General features: G+C 66.1%; 15 protein-coding genes. 4 read left to right on the top strand and 11 right to left on the bottom strand.

Annotated features, from left to right (window positions below):
- Positions 1-155: 155 nt before the first annotated feature.
- The gene (locus ACFQO4_RS13135) at positions 156-422 is read left to right on the top strand and encodes a DUF7967 family protein (protein WP_500261347.1); all 267 of its coding nucleotides are present in this window, start codon (positions 156-158) and stop codon (positions 420-422) included.
- 80 nt (positions 423-502) lie between these two features.
- On the opposite strand, the gene truD is transcribed toward ACFQO4_RS13135, so the two are convergent.
- Complete coding sequence (gene truD / locus ACFQO4_RS13130; protein WP_500261346.1) at positions 503-1918, bottom strand: tRNA pseudouridine(13) synthase TruD; 1416 nt, start codon at positions 1916-1918, stop codon at positions 503-505.
- A gap of 249 nt (positions 1919-2167) precedes the next feature.
- On the opposite strand from truD, the gene ACFQO4_RS13125 reads away from it, so the two are divergent.
- Positions 2168-4084 (top strand): PAS domain S-box protein, encoded by a 1917-nt coding sequence (locus ACFQO4_RS13125; protein ID WP_500261345.1) that lies wholly within the window; start codon positions 2168-2170, stop codon positions 4082-4084.
- Positions 4085-4121: 37 nt separating this feature from the next.
- Here the strand turns inward: ACFQO4_RS13125 and ACFQO4_RS13120 are convergent, their stop codons facing one another.
- The 5 genes from ACFQO4_RS13120 to ACFQO4_RS13100 form a co-directional block, all read right to left on the bottom strand.
- A complete protein-coding gene (locus ACFQO4_RS13120) occupies positions 4122-4694 on the bottom strand; it encodes a response regulator transcription factor (protein WP_500261344.1) in 573 nt (190 codons plus the stop codon).
- A 493-nt stretch (positions 4695-5187) separates the two neighbouring features.
- Positions 5188-7674 (bottom strand): DNA topoisomerase I, encoded by a 2487-nt coding sequence (locus tag ACFQO4_RS13115; RefSeq protein ID WP_500261343.1) that lies wholly within the window; start codon positions 7672-7674, stop codon positions 5188-5190.
- 123 nt (positions 7675-7797) lie between these two features.
- The gene (locus tag ACFQO4_RS13110) at positions 7798-9567 is read right to left on the bottom strand and encodes a winged helix-turn-helix transcriptional regulator (RefSeq protein ID WP_500261342.1); all 1770 of its coding nucleotides are present in this window, start codon (positions 9565-9567) and stop codon (positions 7798-7800) included.
- Between the two features lie 60 nt (positions 9568-9627).
- On the bottom strand, positions 9628-10533 hold the full coding sequence (locus ACFQO4_RS13105) for a phosphatase PAP2 family protein (RefSeq protein WP_500261341.1): 906 nt from the start codon (positions 10531-10533) through the stop codon (positions 9628-9630).
- Between the two features lie 63 nt (positions 10534-10596).
- Entirely contained in the window at positions 10597-11277 is a 681-nt protein-coding gene (locus ACFQO4_RS13100; protein WP_500261340.1) for a LysE family translocator, read from the bottom strand.
- Positions 11278-11474: 197 nt separating this feature from the next.
- Here ACFQO4_RS13100 and ACFQO4_RS13095 point away from each other — a divergent pair, with 197 nt between their 5' ends.
- Positions 11475-12431: an SDR family oxidoreductase gene (locus tag ACFQO4_RS13095; protein ID WP_500261339.1), complete on the top strand. Its 957-nt coding sequence runs from the start codon at positions 11475-11477 to the stop codon at positions 12429-12431.
- Between the two features lie 107 nt (positions 12432-12538).
- Here ACFQO4_RS13095 and ACFQO4_RS13090 read toward each other — a convergent pair whose 3' ends face one another.
- Together ACFQO4_RS13090 and ACFQO4_RS13085 are read right to left on the bottom strand one after the other, a co-directional pair.
- Positions 12539-13708: a DUF3267 domain-containing protein gene (locus ACFQO4_RS13090; RefSeq protein ID WP_500261338.1), complete on the bottom strand. Its 1170-nt coding sequence runs from the start codon at positions 13706-13708 to the stop codon at positions 12539-12541.
- Between the two features lie 17 nt (positions 13709-13725).
- Complete coding sequence (locus ACFQO4_RS13085) at positions 13726-14400, bottom strand: cupredoxin domain-containing protein (protein ID WP_500261337.1); 675 nt, start codon at positions 14398-14400, stop codon at positions 13726-13728.
- Between the two features lie 159 nt (positions 14401-14559).
- Between ACFQO4_RS13085 and ACFQO4_RS13080 the strand changes: the two genes are divergently transcribed.
- The gene (locus ACFQO4_RS13080) at positions 14560-14910 is read left to right on the top strand and encodes a DUF7111 family protein (RefSeq protein WP_500261336.1); all 351 of its coding nucleotides are present in this window, start codon (positions 14560-14562) and stop codon (positions 14908-14910) included.
- Positions 14911-14925: 15 nt separating this feature from the next.
- Here ACFQO4_RS13080 and ACFQO4_RS13075 read toward each other — a convergent pair whose 3' ends face one another.
- The 3 genes from ACFQO4_RS13075 to ACFQO4_RS13065 all read right to left on the bottom strand — a co-directional run bounded on the left by ACFQO4_RS13075 (position 14926) and on the right by ACFQO4_RS13065 (position 17675).
- Positions 14926-15630 carry an alpha/beta hydrolase gene (locus ACFQO4_RS13075; RefSeq protein ID WP_500261335.1) on the bottom strand — a complete coding sequence of 235 codons (705 nt, stop codon included), beginning with the start codon at positions 15628-15630 and terminating at the stop codon, positions 14926-14928.
- Complete coding sequence (locus ACFQO4_RS13070; RefSeq protein ID WP_500261334.1) at positions 15627-16673, bottom strand: VOC family protein; 1047 nt, start codon at positions 16671-16673, stop codon at positions 15627-15629. Before ACFQO4_RS13070 ends, ACFQO4_RS13075 begins: the two co-directional genes overlap by 4 nt.
- Before the next feature lie 63 nt (positions 16674-16736).
- On the bottom strand, positions 16737-17675 hold the full coding sequence (locus tag ACFQO4_RS13065) for an alpha/beta fold hydrolase (protein WP_500261333.1): 939 nt from the start codon (positions 17673-17675) through the stop codon (positions 16737-16739).
- Between the last annotated feature and the right edge of the window lie 88 nt (positions 17676-17763).

The following is a 17763-nucleotide window of genomic DNA, read 5'->3' as shown; positions in this document are numbered from 1 at the left end:
CTAAAGATGCGGTGTTTCGAACTGGGGCCGTAACGGTATCCGGAGCGGATCACTGGTCCGGGGGTCGGCCCTGGCACGAGTCGCGGGTACTGTCTCCACCGGCGCTGTCAGGGGACAGGGGAACAGGTATCAGTAACCGCCTCGTTTACGAACCCATGCCACCGGAGTCCGGCGACGTACGCGCGTGGCTCGTCGAGCGCGGCTACACCGATCGGGACCTCGTGATTCTCAAGTACGCGACGCTCGAGGGGAACCGGGTCTACCGAAAAGAAATCGCCTCGCAGGCGCTGGGTGCGGTGACGGCCGCCAAAGACGTCTCGGTCGACGATCTCGGCACCGTCGAGGAACCCGAACTACAGGAACGGTACGCCGCCGAGGCGAAACGGATGGAAGCGGCACACGATCCCGACGACGAGATCTGACGTCTCGTCCTCGAGGGTGCCTGGATGCCGACTCACGAGTCACGAGTAGTGAGCCGTAAGCCGGCCTGGTGCGACCAATCTCACCCGAGTGCGAGCGGATCGCTCTTGAGGTACTCGCGCATCACGACCGTTGCGTACGAGCCCTTCGGCAGCGAGAACGAGAACGTCAGCGGACCCGCGTCGACGGTGAGCGGCGTCCGAACGAGGATCGCTCGCCTGGTTCCGATCGAATCGAACTCGCCGGGCAACTCGAAATCCGCGGGCTCGAGGTCGAGATCTGTGAGCACCCGCCGTTCGATCTCACCCGGTTCCCCGTCCGCCAGTGTCGTTTCCGTGCCGACCAGCGGCGCGGTGACGAACGCCCGGCCGCGCTCGCAGTGGCGAGTCACCGACCGTACCCTGCGCTCGTCGACTCGCTGACTGCGGTCGACGTCGGGCAACTCGAGCCCCTCCGGCGCGTCGCGGTCGGCGAAACAGACGACGTCCCCGGCGACCGGTCTGTCGAACGGGAGGCCAGCCTCGAGGCGCTCGCTCAGGATGCGGTTGAAGACGAACGACTGGGCAGCGTGGACGAACAGCCGCTGGAGGTTCGAGGGGAGTCGCTCGAGGGCGTTTCGGAACGTCTCGGAGGCTGGCTCTCTGTCCCCGCTTCCCTCATTGCCGTTCCCATACTCGTTCCCGTCGCCCTCGGCCAGTTCGTGGAGCATCGAGCGCTCGTACTGGAGGCGATTCGGAAAGCGCTCGAGCGCTTCCTGCCAGTCGCGAGTCTCCTCGACGAACGCCCGCGCGGTCTGGGTGTCTTCGGGTTCCGCCTCCGTCGGCCGGCCGAGGTAGGCCATGACGGCGCCCTCCCAGTCGCCGCGGACGATCTCGAGGCCGACCTCGTGGGTGATGGGGCGCTTGCTGCCGAAGCGCTGCTGGCCGAAGACGTTGGGGACGCCGATAGTCGGCTCACTGTCGTCGCTCCCAACCCCACCCCCGTCCTCGCCCTCGAGCCCCGCAAACGCCGCCAACTCGTTCGTAATCGCCTCGACGCGCTCGAGCGCGCCCTCGTCGGGGTCGCTCACGACCAGTTCGAACGCGTTGCCCGCCAGGTCGCCGAACTCGAGGGAGCGCCCGGCCCGGCCCAGCACGTCGATCTCGGCGCGGTTGAGGTCGGGGAGGTCCGCGGGGTCGGCGCCGTAGACCGAGAACAGTTGCGTCGTGATCGCCCGCTTGTCCTTCGTTCCGGCCCAGGACACCCGCTCGCGAGAGACGCCGAGTTCGTTCGAGAGTCGGCGCGCGAAGTCGTTCGTGTCCCAGCCACGGAGCGTCGCCCGGAAGACGAGGTGCGGATAGGCGTCGGTCGAGGCGTCGACCGGCTCCGTGGCGAAGCGCTCGAGTTCGCGGACCCGAAAGTGCTCGTCGCGGTCGCGGAGGTGGCCGCCGATGCCGTCGGTCTCGGAGACGTAGTGCTCGATGCCGACGGCCTGCTCTATGGGGTGGGCCTGACGCATTCGTGCGTCGTTCCGTGGCGGCGGCGCAAAGTCTCCACGGTTTTCGTTGGTCCCTCGTTCGCACCGAGACGTCACCGCAAGAGCAATTTAGTATCGCAACGCACGAGTTACCACTACCGTGAGGAGTCCCGCCAGTAGCGCTCGGCCAGCCCCGTTCGCCGTCGATACCAGTCTCGCATCGAGCACAGGGACTCCTCTCGAATGACCGCCGACACCCAATCAGCTCGAGACCGCCCTCGTGTACTCTGTGTGAGCGGCGATCTGGAAACGCGTGCCGCCCTCACTCGAGCGCTCGCCGACGCGAGCGTCAACGTCGTGCTCGCTCGGACGAACGCCGCAGCAGTCGAGCGACTCGAGCACGAACGGGTCGGCGTCGTCGTCCTCGACGTGGAGACCGTCTCACAGGTGGCGTCACTGCTCGAGACCGTCGAGACGCGATGGCCGGGGACGCCCGTGTTCGGCTACCGCGGCGGGGTCGACGCTCCGGGCGGCGGCGATCACCACGACGGCCACCTCGAAGGCGTCGACGACACCACCGACCTGCCGACGTTCGAGCAGCCAGGTGCGCTCACCAGCGCGGTCGCGGCACACCTCGAGGAGGGCGCGGCCCAGGTCGCACTCGTCACCAACCGGGTGAAACGTCGCCTCGCGGACGCCCGGACTGCGAGCGAAATCGAGCGAGCGATTCGAGAGCCGTTTACGACCCGTGATCGCTACCTGTTCGCCTGGGTCGGCGAGTACGACCCCGGCGAGCGGGCGATTCTCCCCTGGATACCCACCGGTGCGACCGTCGACTGGCCGCTTCAGCGAACGTTTTCGATCGGGGATGGCACGCACCCGCTGCTAGAGTACGTGCTCCGGTCGCGAACGTCCACCATCCGCCGCGGACTCGACGAACTGTCGACGGTGACGGCGATTCCGTTCGGAGAGGTCGCCGTCGAACGCGGGGCGACCTCCGTTGCGGTCGCCCCGCTGGCGGCCGAGGACGATCGGTACGGCGTCCTCGTCGTATACGCCGACGTCTCGTTGAGCGAACACGAACGCGAGGCGATCGATTCGGTGGCCGAAACCGCGTCCTACGCCCTCGAGTCGATCGCGATCCGGGGCCAACTCACCCAGCAGACCCAGTCGCTTCGCCGGTACGAACGACTGGTCGAGACGGCCGGAGACGGGATGTACGTCGTCGACGCCGACGGCCACTTCACGACGGTCAACGACGCGCTCGTCGAGATGACCGGCCACACCAGGGAAGGGCTCCTCGGGGAGCACCACTCGCTCCTGTTCGAGGAGCCAGACGACGAGCGCCAGGACCAGGACGGTGCGTTCCGACACCCCCTCGAGCGATTGCCCGACTCGGACGAGACGGCGACGACGTTCGAGACGATCCTCGAGACGAAGGCCGGCGAGCGGATTCCCTGCGAGACGCAGGCGGCGATCGTCGGCGACGACGACACCTTCCGCGGCACGGTCGGGGTAGTTCGCGACGTCACTGATCGGAAGCGACGCGAACGCAAACTCCGCGAGCAAAACGAGCGCCTCGACGCGTTCGCCCAAATCGTCAGCCACGACCTTCGCAACCCGCTCGGCGTCGCCCAGGGGTATCTCTCGCTCGCGGAGGAGACGGGTGCCCCGAAAGATTTCACACAGGTTCGCGACGGACTCGAGCGCATGGAAGCGATCATCGCCGACGTGCTCGCCGTCGCGCGCGAAGGCGAGTGGGCGAGTGACCTCGAATCGATCGACCTCGAGACCGTCGCCAGGGAGGCCTGGGAGAACGTCACCGTCGAGAACGCGACCCTGACCGTCGAATCGTCGGTGACGCTCGAGGCCGATCGGTCGCCGATGCTCCGGTTGCTCGAGAACCTGTTTCGCAACGCGATCGAACACGGGTCGACCGACGACGCGAGCCCGCTCACGATCCGCGTCGGCCGGCTTGAGCGCGACGGCGCAGTCGATGGCTTCTACGTCGCCGACGACGGCCTCGGAATACCCGAATCGATCCGCAACGAGGTCTTCGACTCGTCCGTCTCGACCGGTTCGGAGGGGATCGGTCTGGGCCTCTGGGTCGTCAGGGAGGTCGCCCACGGCCACGGCTGGTCGGTCAGCGCGGTCGAGAGCGAGGAGGGTGGCGCGAGGTTCGAGTTCGAGTTCGCAGCCGAGGAGTAACCGTTCGGGTTTCGGTCTGAAAGCAGAAGTGACGCGCTCAGTTTTCGGTCTGGAGGTCTTGGAACGCACCGACGAAGTCGTCGTGGGTGGACATTCCGGAAATCGTCTCGTCGACCTGGTCCCGGAGTGTCTCGACACGATTTGTGAGTTCCTGGTACTCCTCGTGATCTGTAAGTTCGCGGTCGGCCTTCTCGGACTCGAGGAGCGCTTTCTTCGAGACCAGGGCGTAGTACTCCTGAATGTCGCTCTTGTATTCGGATCGTGTCGATACGTCCTGGACCATCTCGAGGAGTTCGTCCTTCGAGACCGGCTTGACCAGATAGTCGTCGAAGCCCATCTCGATGATGTCGAAGTCGGGGTCGACGGCCGTAACCATCACGACCCGACAGTCGTATCCATTGTCACGGATTTGCTGGAGGACTTCGTCGCCGGAGAGCCCCGGCATGCGACGGTCGAGGAGCACGACCTCGACGGAGTCGGTCATCTTCTCGAGGGCTTCCTCGCCGTCGTAAGCGGTGGCGACGGGACGGTCCGCTCCGAGCCAGGCCGCAAAGAGATCGGCGAGACGAGACTCGTCGTCGACGACGAGAACTTCGGGCTCGTCGCTCACGGAAGGATCACCCCGTTCTCGTCTTCGATTGCAGGCACGCGTCACAAATGGTGGCTCTAGTTGATAAATCTCGCGACCAGAAGTCTATTATTTGATAGGTTTAGGCCATTTCGAGCGAGCCTGTTTGAAATTTTTTCGAGGGCGAGTCGAACCGTCCTCACCGTCGAGAGCTGCCGTTTCGCCGCTTCGTCGGGTGAAACCGATGTCAACGGAGCGGCGACGGATGGTGACACACCGTGCGTAGTTGCTTCTGATTCCCCGCAGTCACCTCATTAGCAGGACCCCTCAAAATCTCACGGCCAATATGTTTTGGGTTCGTTTTCCGGTAACACCGTCGACGGCTCGAGTATGCTACAGCCGACCCGCTTCACTCTCCTGGTCGCCGAACCCGACGGCTCGAGGTGATGGGACGCTACTGACGTCGCCTCGTCGAGAAGAGTGAACCGGGGCAGCAGGCGTGACTGCCGCACTGACCGGTCTCGGGTCCGTCGTCTCAGGCCGCCGTCTGCCAGGTCCGGACGCGATCCTCGCTCACGCCCTCGACCGCGCTGGCGAGGGTCTCCGGATCGGCCTCGAGCAGGTCGTCGATCGACTCGATCCCGGCCGCGGTGAGTTTCTCGACGGTCTTGGCGCCGATTCCCTCGATCGACTCGAGGGCCGACCCGCTCTCGGCCTCTCGAGCCTGGAACTCGCGGTAGTTACAGATGGGACAGCCCAGTTCCCAGGGCTCGTCGCCGTTGTGGACGACGAGTTCGGGCAGGTCGTGTTCGTCACAGCGCTCGTCGGTGACCTCGATGTCGCCCCGGCGCGGGAGCGGCAGCGAGTACTCACAATCGGGGTAGCGGGTACAGCCGACCAGCCGCGAGCCGTTCTGGAGGGTCTTGATCGCGAGTTCGCCGCCGTGTTCGTCACCACACTCCGGACAGGTACCCAGAACCGGCCCCTCGCCGGCCTCTTCGGCCTTGCACAGCGGACAGCCGTGGACGAACGTCTGGCGACCGGCGAGCATCTTCACCTCGTGCAGGTCGTGGTCGTCGCAGGTCTCCTCGAGGATCAGGGGCTTGCCCGTCGAGGGGAGCGGCAGGGTGAACTCGCAGTCGGGGTAGCCGTCGCAGCCCACGAAGTACGAGCCGTAGCGGCTCCGGCGAACGAGCAGGTCCTCACCGCAGTCGGGACACGGACCCAGGCGTTTGTCCGCCTTCAGCGACTTGCGGAGGTGATCGCCAACCTCGTCGCGGGAGGCCCGTAGCTGCTCGAAGACGGCCTCGAGCATCTCACGAGATTCGTCGGTGACGTCCTCGAGGGTGGCCTCGCCCGTCGCGATGGCGTCCATGTCGGCCTCGAGCTGGGCCGTCATCTCCTCGCTGACGACCCGGTCGGCGTAGTTCTCCGCTGCGTCGACGACCGCCATCGCGAGCTGGGTCGGTCGCGGTGGGTCGTTCTCGATGTACCCCCGGTCGTACAGCTTCTCGAGGGTGTTGTGCCGGGTACTCTTCGTCCCGATGCCGAGGTCCTCCATGGTCTCGATGAGCCGGGACTGGCCGTATCGCCGCGGTGGCTGAGTCTCCTTCTCCTGGAGTTCGACGTCGCCGATGGCGAGTTCCTCGCCTTCGTCGACCGCGGGGACGTAGTTCTCGGAGGTGTTGAAGTACGGGTAGACGTCGTGGTAGCCCGCTTCGACGAGGCGCTTGCCGTTGGCCTTGAGCTGACAGGCGTCGGCCTCGGCGACCACCTTGAGGTGCTCCCAGATCGCCGGTTCGGCGACCGTCGCGTAGTACCGGCGGACGACCAGTTCGTAGACCCGCCACTCGTCCTCGTCGACGTCGCCGCCGCGGGCCGGAATCTCGCCGGTCGGGTGGATCGGCGGGTGGTCGGTCGTCTCCTCGTCGCCCTCTGTGGGCACGAGGTCGCCGTCGCCCTCGAGCAGGTTCTCGGCGGACTCGCCTAGGACGGGGTGGCCGACGAACGAGTCGAGCAATTCCTCGGCCTCGAGGTCGTCGGGGTAGACGGTATTGTCCGTCCGCGGATAGGTGATGTACCCGGCAGTGTAGAGGTCTTCCGCGATGGACATGGCGCGTTTGGCCGAGAAGCCGATGGCACTCGCCGCGCGGATGAACTGCGTCGTGTTGAACGGCGCCGGCGGCGTGTCCGTTCGCGTCCGTGCGTTGACCGACGTGACCGTCGCCGAGGAGGCGCTCGAGAGCGTGTCGTAGGCGCTGTCGGCGGCCGATTCCTCCCAGACACGTTCGGCCTCGTTATCGTCCTCGTCGAGGTAGAAGTACTGGGCCTCGAACGGGTCGTCGTCCTTGATCAGGTCGGCGAACAGCTCCCAGTAGGTCTCGGGGTCGAAGGCCTCGATCTCGCGCTCGCGGTCGACGATCAACTTGAGGGTGGGACTCTGCACTCGCCCGACGGAGATGAAGTCGTTGCCGAGCTGGCCCGACGACAGCGAGAGAAACCGGGTGAGCGCGGCTCCCCAGACCAGGTCGATGATCTGGCGCGCCTCGCCTGCCGCCGCGAGGTTGAAGTCGATCTCGTCGGGTTCTGCGAAGGCGCTCTGGACTTCGTTTTCCGTGATCGAGGAGAAGCGAACCCGATCGATCGGTACCTCCTCGTTGACCTCGCGAACGATCTCGTAGGCCTCCTTGCCGATGAGTTCGCCCTCGCGATCGTAGTCGGTCGCGATGGTCACGCGGTCGGCCTGGCGGGCCAGGATGCGAAGGGTCGCGACGATGTTCTCCTTCGTGGGCGTCTTCTCGATCGAGGCGTCGACGAGTTCGACGGGTTCGACGTCCCGCCAGTCCGAGTACTCCGGTGGGAAGTCGACGCCGACGACGTGACCCGACAGCCCGACGCAGCGCTTGCCGCCCCACTCGTAGACGTTCACGCCGTTCTCGCGGGTCGCGTCGGCGGACTCGCCGCTCAGAATCTCTGCGATGCGTCTCGCCGCGTTGTCCTTCTCCGTGATAATCAGCTCCACGGCGTCTCACCTCCCGGTCCTCGAGGCACGATCATTGGGCCCCGGTACGACCGAGCCCCGGATAACCCTTTCGGGGAAACCGACGGACACCGCGGCTGTGCGTGCCCGCGAGCACGCGAAACGTCAGTCGTCCGCCGGTGCCGGAGTCGACGCAGTATCGCTCGAGTCGGCGTCGACTTCGGCCTCGAGCAGGGCCGATCTGGCGTCCTCGGAGAGTCGATTACGGACGGCCCGGCCATCTCGTTCGCGGACGACGAAGCCAGCCTCCTCGAGCGTCGTGAGGTGGTGGGAGACGGTGCTCGGATCGAGGTCGAGCGCCTCGGCGAGGCGTCCGTTGGACGCGTGCTCGAGTACGGCCAGCTCCTCGAGCACCCGTCGGCGGGCCGGTTCGGCGAGGATGGCGTATCGCTCGTGGTCGCCCCCGTCCGTCCCGCCCACTCCGTCCATCCCGTCCGCACCGTCCGCCTCGATCGGGAAGTAGCGTCGCTTGCCGCCGACTTTGACCGAGGTGAGCAGGTTTTCGTCTTCGAGCACCCGAACGTGGTGGCGAACGGTCGACAGGGCGACGCCGCTCCGGTCGCTGAGTGCCGAGAGGTACAGTCCCGGCTCCTCGGTGATCGTGTCGAAGACGGTTCGTCGGTGGTCGTTCTCGAGCGGATCCGAGTCGTCGTACCGGCTGTACCGGAGGAGGGCCAGCGCCTCGACCGGGACCGGGAGGGCGTCCCGGAGCGCAGTCAGCAATCGACGAGGCTGGCTGCCAGTCCAACTGGCGACGGCGTTCGTTGTGCTCTTCCCGGCACCGGCGCCAGCACCGGCACCGACACCAGCACCAGCGCTAGCCCCCATTCCCGACACGGCTACCGCGCCGAGTAACCCAACGAGCACACCGTTGACGGCATGTTGCGTCTCGGGACTCGAAGCGGAGCCGAATCCGGACCCGCTATCGTCGGTGGTGGTCGTGGCGTCATCGTCTCGATGCTCGTTCCCTTCGGTGGCTTCGTTCCCCTCAGTTTCCCCGTCGAGCGCCGTCTCAGTTCCCTCGAGCGATTCGTCTGCGTCGTCATCGGATTTCGCGTCATCGGTGGACGCATCGACGCTCACATCGGCGTCGAGTCGTGTCTCGAGCAGGCGAGTGCCCGAAAGTGTGGCCGAGGTCGTGGTATCGAGTTCGGTCACGGCGTCGGTAGTCGTGGTGTCCTCGACCACGTCGACCGTCTCGTCAGTCGTGTTCTCGACGGCTTCGGTAGCTTCGTCAGTCGTGTCCTCGATCGAGTCGACCGTCTCGTCAGCCGTGTCCTCGACCGCATCGACTGTTTCGTTCGCGGTGTCCTCGACGGTTTCGGTAGTGCTTTCTGCCGTTTCGACTACCATCTCCGTCGAGGCCGTCGTGTCGTTGACTGTCTCAGTAGTTCCGTCGGTCGTGTTTTCGAGCGTGTCACTCGAGTCCGCAACCACGTCGTCTCCATCGTCGGTCACGGTTTCGTCGGATTCAGCCGTCCCATCGACATCGTCGGTTAGATTTTCGTCGGTGTCGACTGCGTCGTCGGTGTCGGTTGTCTCGTCAGTTTCGTCTTCGACGGAGTCGGTGGTGTTCTCACTCTCGTCGGTTACGTTTTCATCGGTTACGTTTCCGTCAGTTACGTTTTCGTCCGAGTCCGTCGTCTCATTGACCGTCTCGTTCGTCTCTTCGATATCGTCGTCCAGATCGTCGTCTAACTCGTCGACTGGCAGAGTCGTCGACTCGAGCAGCGTACCTACGCTCGAGCCGTCGATGTCGTCGTCTTCCGTGGCCACCGCTACCGCGGTTCCGGCGACGATCCCCACGACACTGGCCGTGGTCACGACGAAGACGAAGAGGAGACTGGTGACGAGACGGGTGCTCGACGAAACCATACCTTCAGATAGCCAGTTATTCGCCACCCACTATATGTTTTCTCTAGTGATCAACCCAGATCACGCGGGAATGACGCGTTCGAGGCTCGAAGGTCGGACGACGGGTGCACTGATCGCAAACGCCGTGAACAGGCCCGCAACGAGACTCGTGGCCAATGCGGGCACCCGGGTAACCGTCGCGACGGCGAGGAGTGCCGCGCCCAGCGACAGCGCCGCGATCAGCGCGCGACTCGAGACGGGGCGACCGAACGGCGTCATCCGAATCCGGCTGCCGTCGATACGGGTCGCCTGCCAGCCGACGAACGCACCCAGGGTGGCTCCGGCCAGGAGTATCGCGTCCGGTTCGGCGGCGCTAGTGTGCAGGTAGAATCCGCTACACAGGATGGCCAGTCCGAAGGTCGCTGCGGGTTCGTCGGTGTCGACGCGAGAGAGGACGAGGTACGTCCCGGCCAGCAGCGTCAGTCCGAGGGCAACGCCGGCGACGACGTCCTGGAGGTAGTGGACCCGGAGGACGACGCGAGTCGCCGAGACGGTGGCGACGAGGGCGGCGGCAGCGGCGTATCGCGTCCGTCGGCTTCCGACGGCGAGGACGCCCGCCAGGCCGAAGTAGAGGATCGTGCTCGTCGTGGCGTGCCCGCTCGGGAACCCGTACCCGGTCGCGGTCGCCGTCGCCTCGTACAGGGGCTGGACCATCGTCGAGACGGTCTCCGGGTCCCGGAGCGGTTCGTCCGGGCGGGGAATCGCGAACAGCGCCTTGAAGCCGCGGTAGATACCGATTCCCGCGAGCATCACCCCGGCGAGCGTGGCGACTTCGCGACGTTTCGACGGGTGAAACCAGTACAGCCCCAGGAGGACGACGGCGACGAACCAGACGTCGCCGAGCTGGGTGAGCAGGGCGACCACGATAGCCTGCCAGTCCGGGACTGTCGACTGGATCGGATTGATCGCACCGAATCCGAGGTTCATCGCTTCCTCCTTCTCGATGGAGCCTATAAACGCTTGTTCCAACCGGAACGACGGACACCCTTCTCACACGAGTCCGATCACGCCGAGGCCGAGAAACAGTACGCCAAACCCAGCGAGGAGGATTCCGCTCACGAGAGCCACCGCGGGGGCGAAGGCGTCGACGCGTCGACCCGCTTGAGCCAGAGCCGCGGGGTAGGTCGTGATCCAGAGGACGATCCCACCGAAGAAGCCGACCAGGAGGGCGAAACTCCCGGTCTCGACGACGAACGATCCGGCGAGCGCATCACCAATTCCGGGTACGTGGGCGAGCACGTCGAGCGTCCCCGGCTTGATGAGGCCGACGCCGACGGTGAGCCAGAACCCGATCTGGAACGGGTTCGTCGCGGCGAGGACGAACGCCTTCTGGAAGCCGGTCGCTCCCGACTCGAGGTCGTCGGTGAACGACGCGTCGCCGCGGGCCTCCCGCCAGGCGCCAACCGCGAAGACGAGCATGAGGACGCCCCCGAGGAGATAGAGCGCCGACTGGAGGACGCCGTAGCGTTCGACGACGGCGACGACGCCGACGAACGCGAGGACGAGAAAGAGCACGTCGGCGATCATCGCCCCGAGGCCGGCCCTGAATCCGGCACCCCAGCCTCGAAGCACGCTCTCCTCGGCGATGATCGCGTTCATCGGGCCGGGCGGTGCGGCGAGAGCGATTCCGAAGACGACGCCCGCAGCGAGTGATGTGAGAGTCGGCGACACAGCTACCGTCTCTCGTGTCGGCAGCGATAAAAGTTCGTCGGGGTCGCCCGTTTTCGCCTCGAGTCCGTCCTCGCCTGCTTCGAGTCCGTCCTCGCACGCCCGAATCCTCTATCGCTCAAGTGCGTCCTCGGCCGTGCGATTCCACGCAGCGCGACAAACCGTCGATACTTAGGCCCCCTCGCTCGAATCAGTCTCCTATGACGAAGGCAGCGGCGGACGACGCAGACGGGGTGGCCATCGACGAGCCATCCGCCGACCGCGAGGGTATCGACCGGAACGAAGGCGCGTCCCGCCCGGGGACGGACGAAGCCGCTCGAGACGCCGAAGGGTACACGCGAAAGCGATGCGTCCTGATCACCGGCTGCTCGTCCGGAATCGGGCGGGCGACCGCCCGCGCGTTCCTGGACGAGAACTGGCGGGTCGTCGCGACCGCTCGCGACACGGCCGACATCGAGGACCTCGCCGACGCCGGCTGTGAGACCCTCGAGTTGGACGTCACCGATCCCGACCAGGTCGCTCGCATCGTCGAGCGAACGGTCGACATCGGCGGCGCGATCGACTGCCTGGTCAACAACGCCGGTTACGCCCAGATGGGGCCAATCGAGGACACGTCGACGGCCGACCTGCACCACCAGTTCGACGTGAACGTCTACGGCCCACATCGCCTCGCTCGCGCGGCGCTTCCGCACATGCGAGCGCAGGGGTCCGGCCGGATCGTCAACGTCTCCTCCGTACTCGGTCGTCTCTCCTTCGCCGGAACCGGCCCCTATTCGGGGTCGAAACACGCGCTCGAGGCGATGAGCGACGCGCTCCGTGCGGAGGTCGAGGATTTCGGGATCGACGTCGTGGTGATCGAACCCGGGCCGGTCGAGACCTCGTTCACCGAGCGGGTCGAGGAGGAAGTGCCGGAGGACCGAACGCCGGCGTACGAGTCGCTCTACGAGATTATCGAGGAGAGCCAACTCGTCGGCGGTGGCGGGCCGCTGGCCTCCGAGCCCGAGGACGTGGCCGCGGCCGTCGTCCACGCGGGAACGTGTCCCGAGCCGCCAGCCCGGTATCCGGTCGGCCCGCTCGCCGAGTACGGCCTCTACGCGCGCTTTCTTCCCGACGGCCTCCGGGACGCCGCCTACGGACTCGTCAAGAAGCTGGTTTGAGCTGGTCTGTATAGGTCTGACCTGTCGTGAACAGTTCTCTGCTGGTCTGAGTGCCCCAACGCTCGCGCAGACTCCAGTGATGGTCGATCGTCGAACTCGATTCGAGCTCAACGTGGTGCCTCGAGTCCCCTGCCGACGCCGAGCCAGAGGACTCCACCCACCGCTCCGAGCGCCGCGACGACCCGGTGGCCGACCTCGATCAGTACGCCACGGTCAGCCGTCGGTTCGTGACGGAAGAGGAGCCAGTTCCCGTCGCCGTCGGCGAGTACGACGGCACCCGAATCGAAGGCGAGCGAGGCAAACACGAGGAGGACGAGTGCCAGCGCGAGTACGATGACCGTTCCGACGGTTCCGACGAGAAAGGAGTGGACGACTCGAGCGGGCGGCCTCGACTGTGAGCCTGTAGAACGACCGTATATTGCAAGTGCTCCGTCCCTGTTCTCGTTCCTGGCTCCGAATTCGTCTTCATCCCCGTCTTCGTTTCCGTCGCCGTCTTCGTCCTCGTCTCCGCCCCCATCGGCAGGCGCCGGTCCGACGCGAACGCACTCGGGGTACTCGAGCAGCCGGCTGGCCATCCAGCAGTCCCCGACGGATCCCGCGACGTTGGCGGCGAGGAGGACGAGGGGCCATCGAGCGCCCAGGCCGACCGCGAGCGCGAATCCGACGACCGAGATGACGACGACGGGGGCGACCAGGATGGCAAGCATCTGGTTGCGGCCGTAGTCGGTTCGCGTCTCGGTGTAGGCGTAGGGAATCCCGAACCGGGCCGTCCGGACGCCGTAGTGCGGTCGGCCGCCGAAGTGGCGCATGACCACGCCGTGGAGGAGCTCGTGGGGAACGGCGACGACGAAGAACGCGCCGACGACGAGCGCGACGACCTCGAGCCCGCTCGCCAGGGCCGACGGATCGACGACGACGCCGTCGAACGGACGGCCGAGAGCGGCACCGTGGAGGTCGAGTGCGACGTACCAGCTGTACAGGAAGGCGACCGCCGAACAGAGCGCCCAGCGGCCGGCAGCCGACCGCGGAGCCCGCAGGCTCGCGAGGTGCTGGTAGGCCGATCGGTCGTCGGTGGCGGTCACGGCTGCGAACAGGTGGCAGTTCGTGACGAACGAGTTAGGGGTATCGGTTCGGACGGCCGTCCCGTTTCGGATTGGGCGGTGACCGACTCGAGTACGCTTGCGGTCGCGCTCGCTGTTCGTACATCTCGTAATTACCGTACTCTCGTGTCCGGGTACGTTTTCTCGCGTGAACAACATGATCGCGTGCGCGTTCACCAAACCTCGAGCACCAGCTACGCGCCGCCACCGTCGGAAACGACATCGATGGACCCGCGCTGGCCCCAGGAGTCGTGCAGGTCGCAGACGTACGCCGCCGCATCCGCGGTCGCCTCGAACGTGAGCGACTGGGACTCGGCGTCCGTCGGCTCGGTTCGGTAGTCCTGGACGACGTCCTCGTTTTCATCCCGGATTTCGACGTTGTGTACGTGTCCGTCTGCGTTGTGCCAGGTGATCGTGTACCGCTCCCCTTCAGTGAGCACAAGCGTCGGGTTCCGTTCGTCGGCGATGGCGGACGGCTCGAGCCCCGTGAAGTGAGACGTCCGAGCCTCGAAGACGAACTCGTCGACGACCGCCGGGGCCGTTTCGTCGGAGCCATCCGTTTTCTCCGTTCCATTGCTGTCGCCGTCCTCGTTATAACCGTTCGCATCGGATTCGTGGTTGGATTGGCCGTCGTCCTCTTCCGTCTCGCCGTCGCTATCGGATTCGTGGTCGTCCGGTTCGCTCTCACCGGTCGCGGAGTCGTCGTCGGAATCGTTCGATTCGGTCGTTGTGTCGTCGCTTTCATCCTCAGGGCCCCCGTCGGATTCCGGCTCTCCCTCCGCCAGACACCCGGCCACGAGCGACGACCCCGTAGTCGCCCCGAGGAGGGCCACGAACCGGCGTCGCGAAACGAGTCTCGAGCGCGTCATCGGGTCGACACTCGAGGGCCGGTCGAATAAGTACGGGATCCATACTCTCGTCAAGGACTGATTATCACGCGATTCGATACCACCGTCGAAACGAGTCGGTGGTCTGTCCAGGAGTCCGGAACCGATACCTTCGCGTACCCGGCCCTGGAATCGCGTCGTATGACCGATGAGCGAGGGAATGGCGATGCTGACAAACGAAGGGGTAGTGACGCCGACGAGCGAGAGACTAGTGACGCCGACGATACGCGTGCCGAGGCAAATGGCATCACCGCGACCTACAGCGAAACGGGCGACGAACGGGTACTCGAGTTCGACCGCGACGGAACCACGGCGGCCGTCGCTCAGAACCGCGAGGGATACGCGATGCTCAAGGTTCGACCGACCGCGACGGGCGACGAACTGGAGCGCTACTACGGGTTCGACATGGCCCTCGATCACGTCGCCGAGCGCCTGGGAGTGACACCACACGAGCTACCGGTTCCGGAGCCTGCAGCGGATATGGGAATGTAGACGTCGAGTGGCCCGCTACCGAGTCGCCGACTCGAGAACTGTCTCGATCCGTCGCTCGAGCCAGACGAACGCCTCGTCGCTGACGGCGTGGCCGGTGTTCGGCGTCGACATCACCTCGACGTCGCCACCCAATTCCTCGAGAACCGTCGCACTCGCTCGGGCGGCCGCCGGGGAGACGTACGGGTCGTCGTCGCCGAACGCGAGCAAGATTGGAGTTCCCTCGAGCGAGCCGTCCGGTAGTCGAGACGGAGACCGCGACTGGCGATCCGGCGGTCCGTCGGACTCGTCCGAGAAGCCAGGAACGGTTCCCGCGAGGATGCCGGCACCGCCGTAACGTCGAGGAGCTCGACACAAAAATTCGGCTACGACGCGAGCCCCTTGGGAGAAGCCGACGAACACCGTTCGCTCGGCACCGACGCCGACACCCGTCGCTCTCTCGAGACACGCCTCGACGCGGTCAACGCTCGCCGCGAGCCAGGGGTCGTCCGGCTCGAGTCCCGTTTCAGGCGTCGACGTCGACGGATACCACCGGCCCCGGAACGCCTGCGGGGCGAAGACGGCGAGGCCGTGGCGCGAGAGCGGGTCGAAGAGGTTGATCGCCCCCTGTGCGGTCGCGCCTCGGCCGTGGACGACGACGAGGGCGGCCCGGCTCGCTCCCGCTGGCGCTCCGGCCTGGAGTATCGAGTCGGTCGCGTGTGAGGGTTGCCGATCCTCGGTCACGGCCGATCGACCCGGCTATCGGTTTCGTCTGCCACCGCTTCGTCGGTTTCGTTGGCTCCTGATCCGCCGGTTTCGTCGACCTCCGATTCATCCTTGTCACCCCCGTCGCCACCGGGAATCGTCACCGGCGGTAACTGGCTCTCGATCAGCTCGCGGTCGGCCTCGAACCGGGGTGGCAGGTACAGCGCGTCGGGACTCGAGTCGGCGACGTCGAAGCCGGGCGACTCGGTCGCGAGTTCGAACAGGATGCCGCCTGGCCCGCGGACGTACAGCGAGTGATAGAAGTGGCGGTCTTTCACCCGGGAGGTCTCGTACCCGCGCTCACGAAACAGGCCGTGCCACTCGTAGAGTTCGTCGACGCTCGCGGCCCGGACGGCGACGTGGTGGATCGTCCCCGGCCCCTCGCGGCCGTACGGCAGGGATCGGTCGAGGATATCGATAACTCTCGCGTGAGTGCCGTCTGCGCGATAGCGAATTCGATCCCCCTCCTGGCCGACTCGCTCGAGCCCCAGGGTCTCGAGCGTGGCCGCGGTCGCGTAGGGGTCGACCGGCGTGAGCGTCACGCCGTGGAGCCCGCGGATGCCGACGGACGGCGGGACGGGGCCGTCTTCTCGGGCCTCGATCGGCGAGACCTCCGCGATCGGCGACGACCGCTCGACGAGTTCGATCGGCGTGCCGTCGGGATCGGTGATCGAGAGCACGCGGTCGTCGAACCGGGTTTCCTCCGCGAACTCGTGGCCCCGATCCTCGAGTCGCCGTCGCCAGAATGCGATCGAATCCGGCGGGATCGCGAAGGCAACGGCCGTCGGCTGGGGCGCACCGAGGCGCCCCGGATCGACGTCGCCGTAGGGAAAGCACGTCAGGACCGCTCCCGGTGTCGCCGACGGGTCGCCGAAGTAGAGGTGGTGAGCGAGGATGTCCTCGAAGTTGACCGTCCGACAGCACAGGGTCAACCCGAGCGTCTCGAGATAGAAGTCGAGCGTCGGCTGGGGCGAGCCCGTGATCGTCGTGACGTGGTGGAGTCCGGGGGTATCGGTGAGCATCTTCGGTCTGGTCCGGTTGGTTCGTGTTCGGATTCCCCTCGAGGAGCCCGGACGAATGCGGAATCAGGAATCCGTCCGTGGCAACTCCGCCGAGACGTACTCGAGGAACTTATCCGGGTGTTCGGCGTGGGGCATCTGCGTCGCGTAGTCGATGACGACGAGGTCGAGATCGGCGGCGTCCGCGAGTTCCCGGCCGTCCCGGAGCGGGACGAGTTCGGCGTCTCGCCCCCAGACCAGCGTGGTCGGGGTCTCGAGTGCCGCGAGTTCGGTCGCCAGGTCGAAGTCGGAATCGGGGTCGAGCGTGCCGGCGACGAACGAGGCCGGCGCGTACTTCGCCCCGGGCTGGTGGGCACTTTGCCAGGCGTACTCGAGGGCCGCGGGGTCGATCCGATCGGCGTCGTAGAACCCGTCGCGCTCATAGAAGTACCGGGTCGAGGGTTTACTCACGAGGACGTTGAACAGCGCGGTGCCGACGAGCGGGGTCCGGAACAGGGTCCGGATCCACGGCCGGCGCTCGGTGGTGTCGGCCAGCGGGCAGATCAGGATCAGGCGCTCGAGGTCGACCTCGGACGCGGCGTCGACGGCGAACGCGCTCGTGAGCGAGGAGGCGACGACGATGGGTGTCTCGGTCTGGTCGCGGATGAACTCCGCTATGAACTCGGCGTAGAGTTCGGGCGAGTAGACGAGCGGCGGGCGGTCGGAACGCCCGAATCCGGGGAGGTCGACGACCGTCACGCGGTAGGTGTCAGCGAGCTCGTCGACGACGTCGGCGAACTCCTGCCCGCTCGCCGCGGCGTGGATCCCGTGAACCAGCACCATGTCTGGGGCGTCCGGCTCGCCGGCGACCGTGTACCGGACGTCCATCCCTCGCCAGTGATAGGTTCGCTCGACGCCGGGAACGGGGTTCTCGAGGGGACCGGCGCGGGACGCCAGGAGGCGATTCCCGAGTGCGGTCAGGCCGACGGTTCCGGCGGCCGCTCCGAGGGCGGATCGAAGCTTCATGGGGTATTCTTCGACGCGCGTGCCCTTATCGATGGGGTTTGTGTATCCCGGGGGGTCGGTGTATAAGTAGCGTCCGAAAAGGGAACGC

Origin of the sequence: Saliphagus sp. GCM10025334 (genome assembly GCF_042663485.1) — an archaeon.
Classification (GTDB): domain Archaea; phylum Halobacteriota; class Halobacteria; order Halobacteriales; family Natrialbaceae; genus Natronosalvus.
This window is presented reverse-complemented; position numbering and strand designations above follow the sequence as displayed.

Excerpts from the sequence above, each read along its gene's own strand:
- ACFQO4_RS13135 (WP_500261347.1), top strand. The coding sequence starts at position 156 with ATGCCACCGGAGTCCGGCGACGTACGCGCGTGGCTCGTCGAGCGCGGC.
- truD (WP_500261346.1), bottom strand. The coding sequence starts at position 1,918 with ATGCGTCAGGCCCACCCCATAGAGCAGGCCGTCGGCATCGAGCACTAC.
- ACFQO4_RS13110 (WP_500261342.1), bottom strand. The coding sequence starts at position 9,567 with ATGGTTTCGTCGAGCACCCGTCTCGTCACCAGTCTCCTCTTCGTCTTC.
- ACFQO4_RS13105 (WP_500261341.1), bottom strand. The coding sequence starts at position 10,533 with ATGAACCTCGGATTCGGTGCGATCAATCCGATCCAGTCGACAGTCCCG.
- ACFQO4_RS13095 (WP_500261339.1), top strand. The coding sequence starts at position 11,475 with ATGACGAAGGCAGCGGCGGACGACGCAGACGGGGTGGCCATCGACGAG.
- ACFQO4_RS13085 (WP_500261337.1), bottom strand. The coding sequence starts at position 14,400 with ATGACGCGCTCGAGACTCGTTTCGCGACGCCGGTTCGTGGCCCTCCTC.
- ACFQO4_RS13080 (WP_500261336.1), top strand. The coding sequence starts at position 14,560 with ATGACCGATGAGCGAGGGAATGGCGATGCTGACAAACGAAGGGGTAGT.
- ACFQO4_RS13070 (WP_500261334.1), bottom strand. The coding sequence starts at position 16,673 with ATGCTCACCGATACCCCCGGACTCCACCACGTCACGACGATCACGGGC.
- ACFQO4_RS13065 (WP_500261333.1), bottom strand. The coding sequence starts at position 17,675 with ATGAAGCTTCGATCCGCCCTCGGAGCGGCCGCCGGAACCGTCGGCCTG.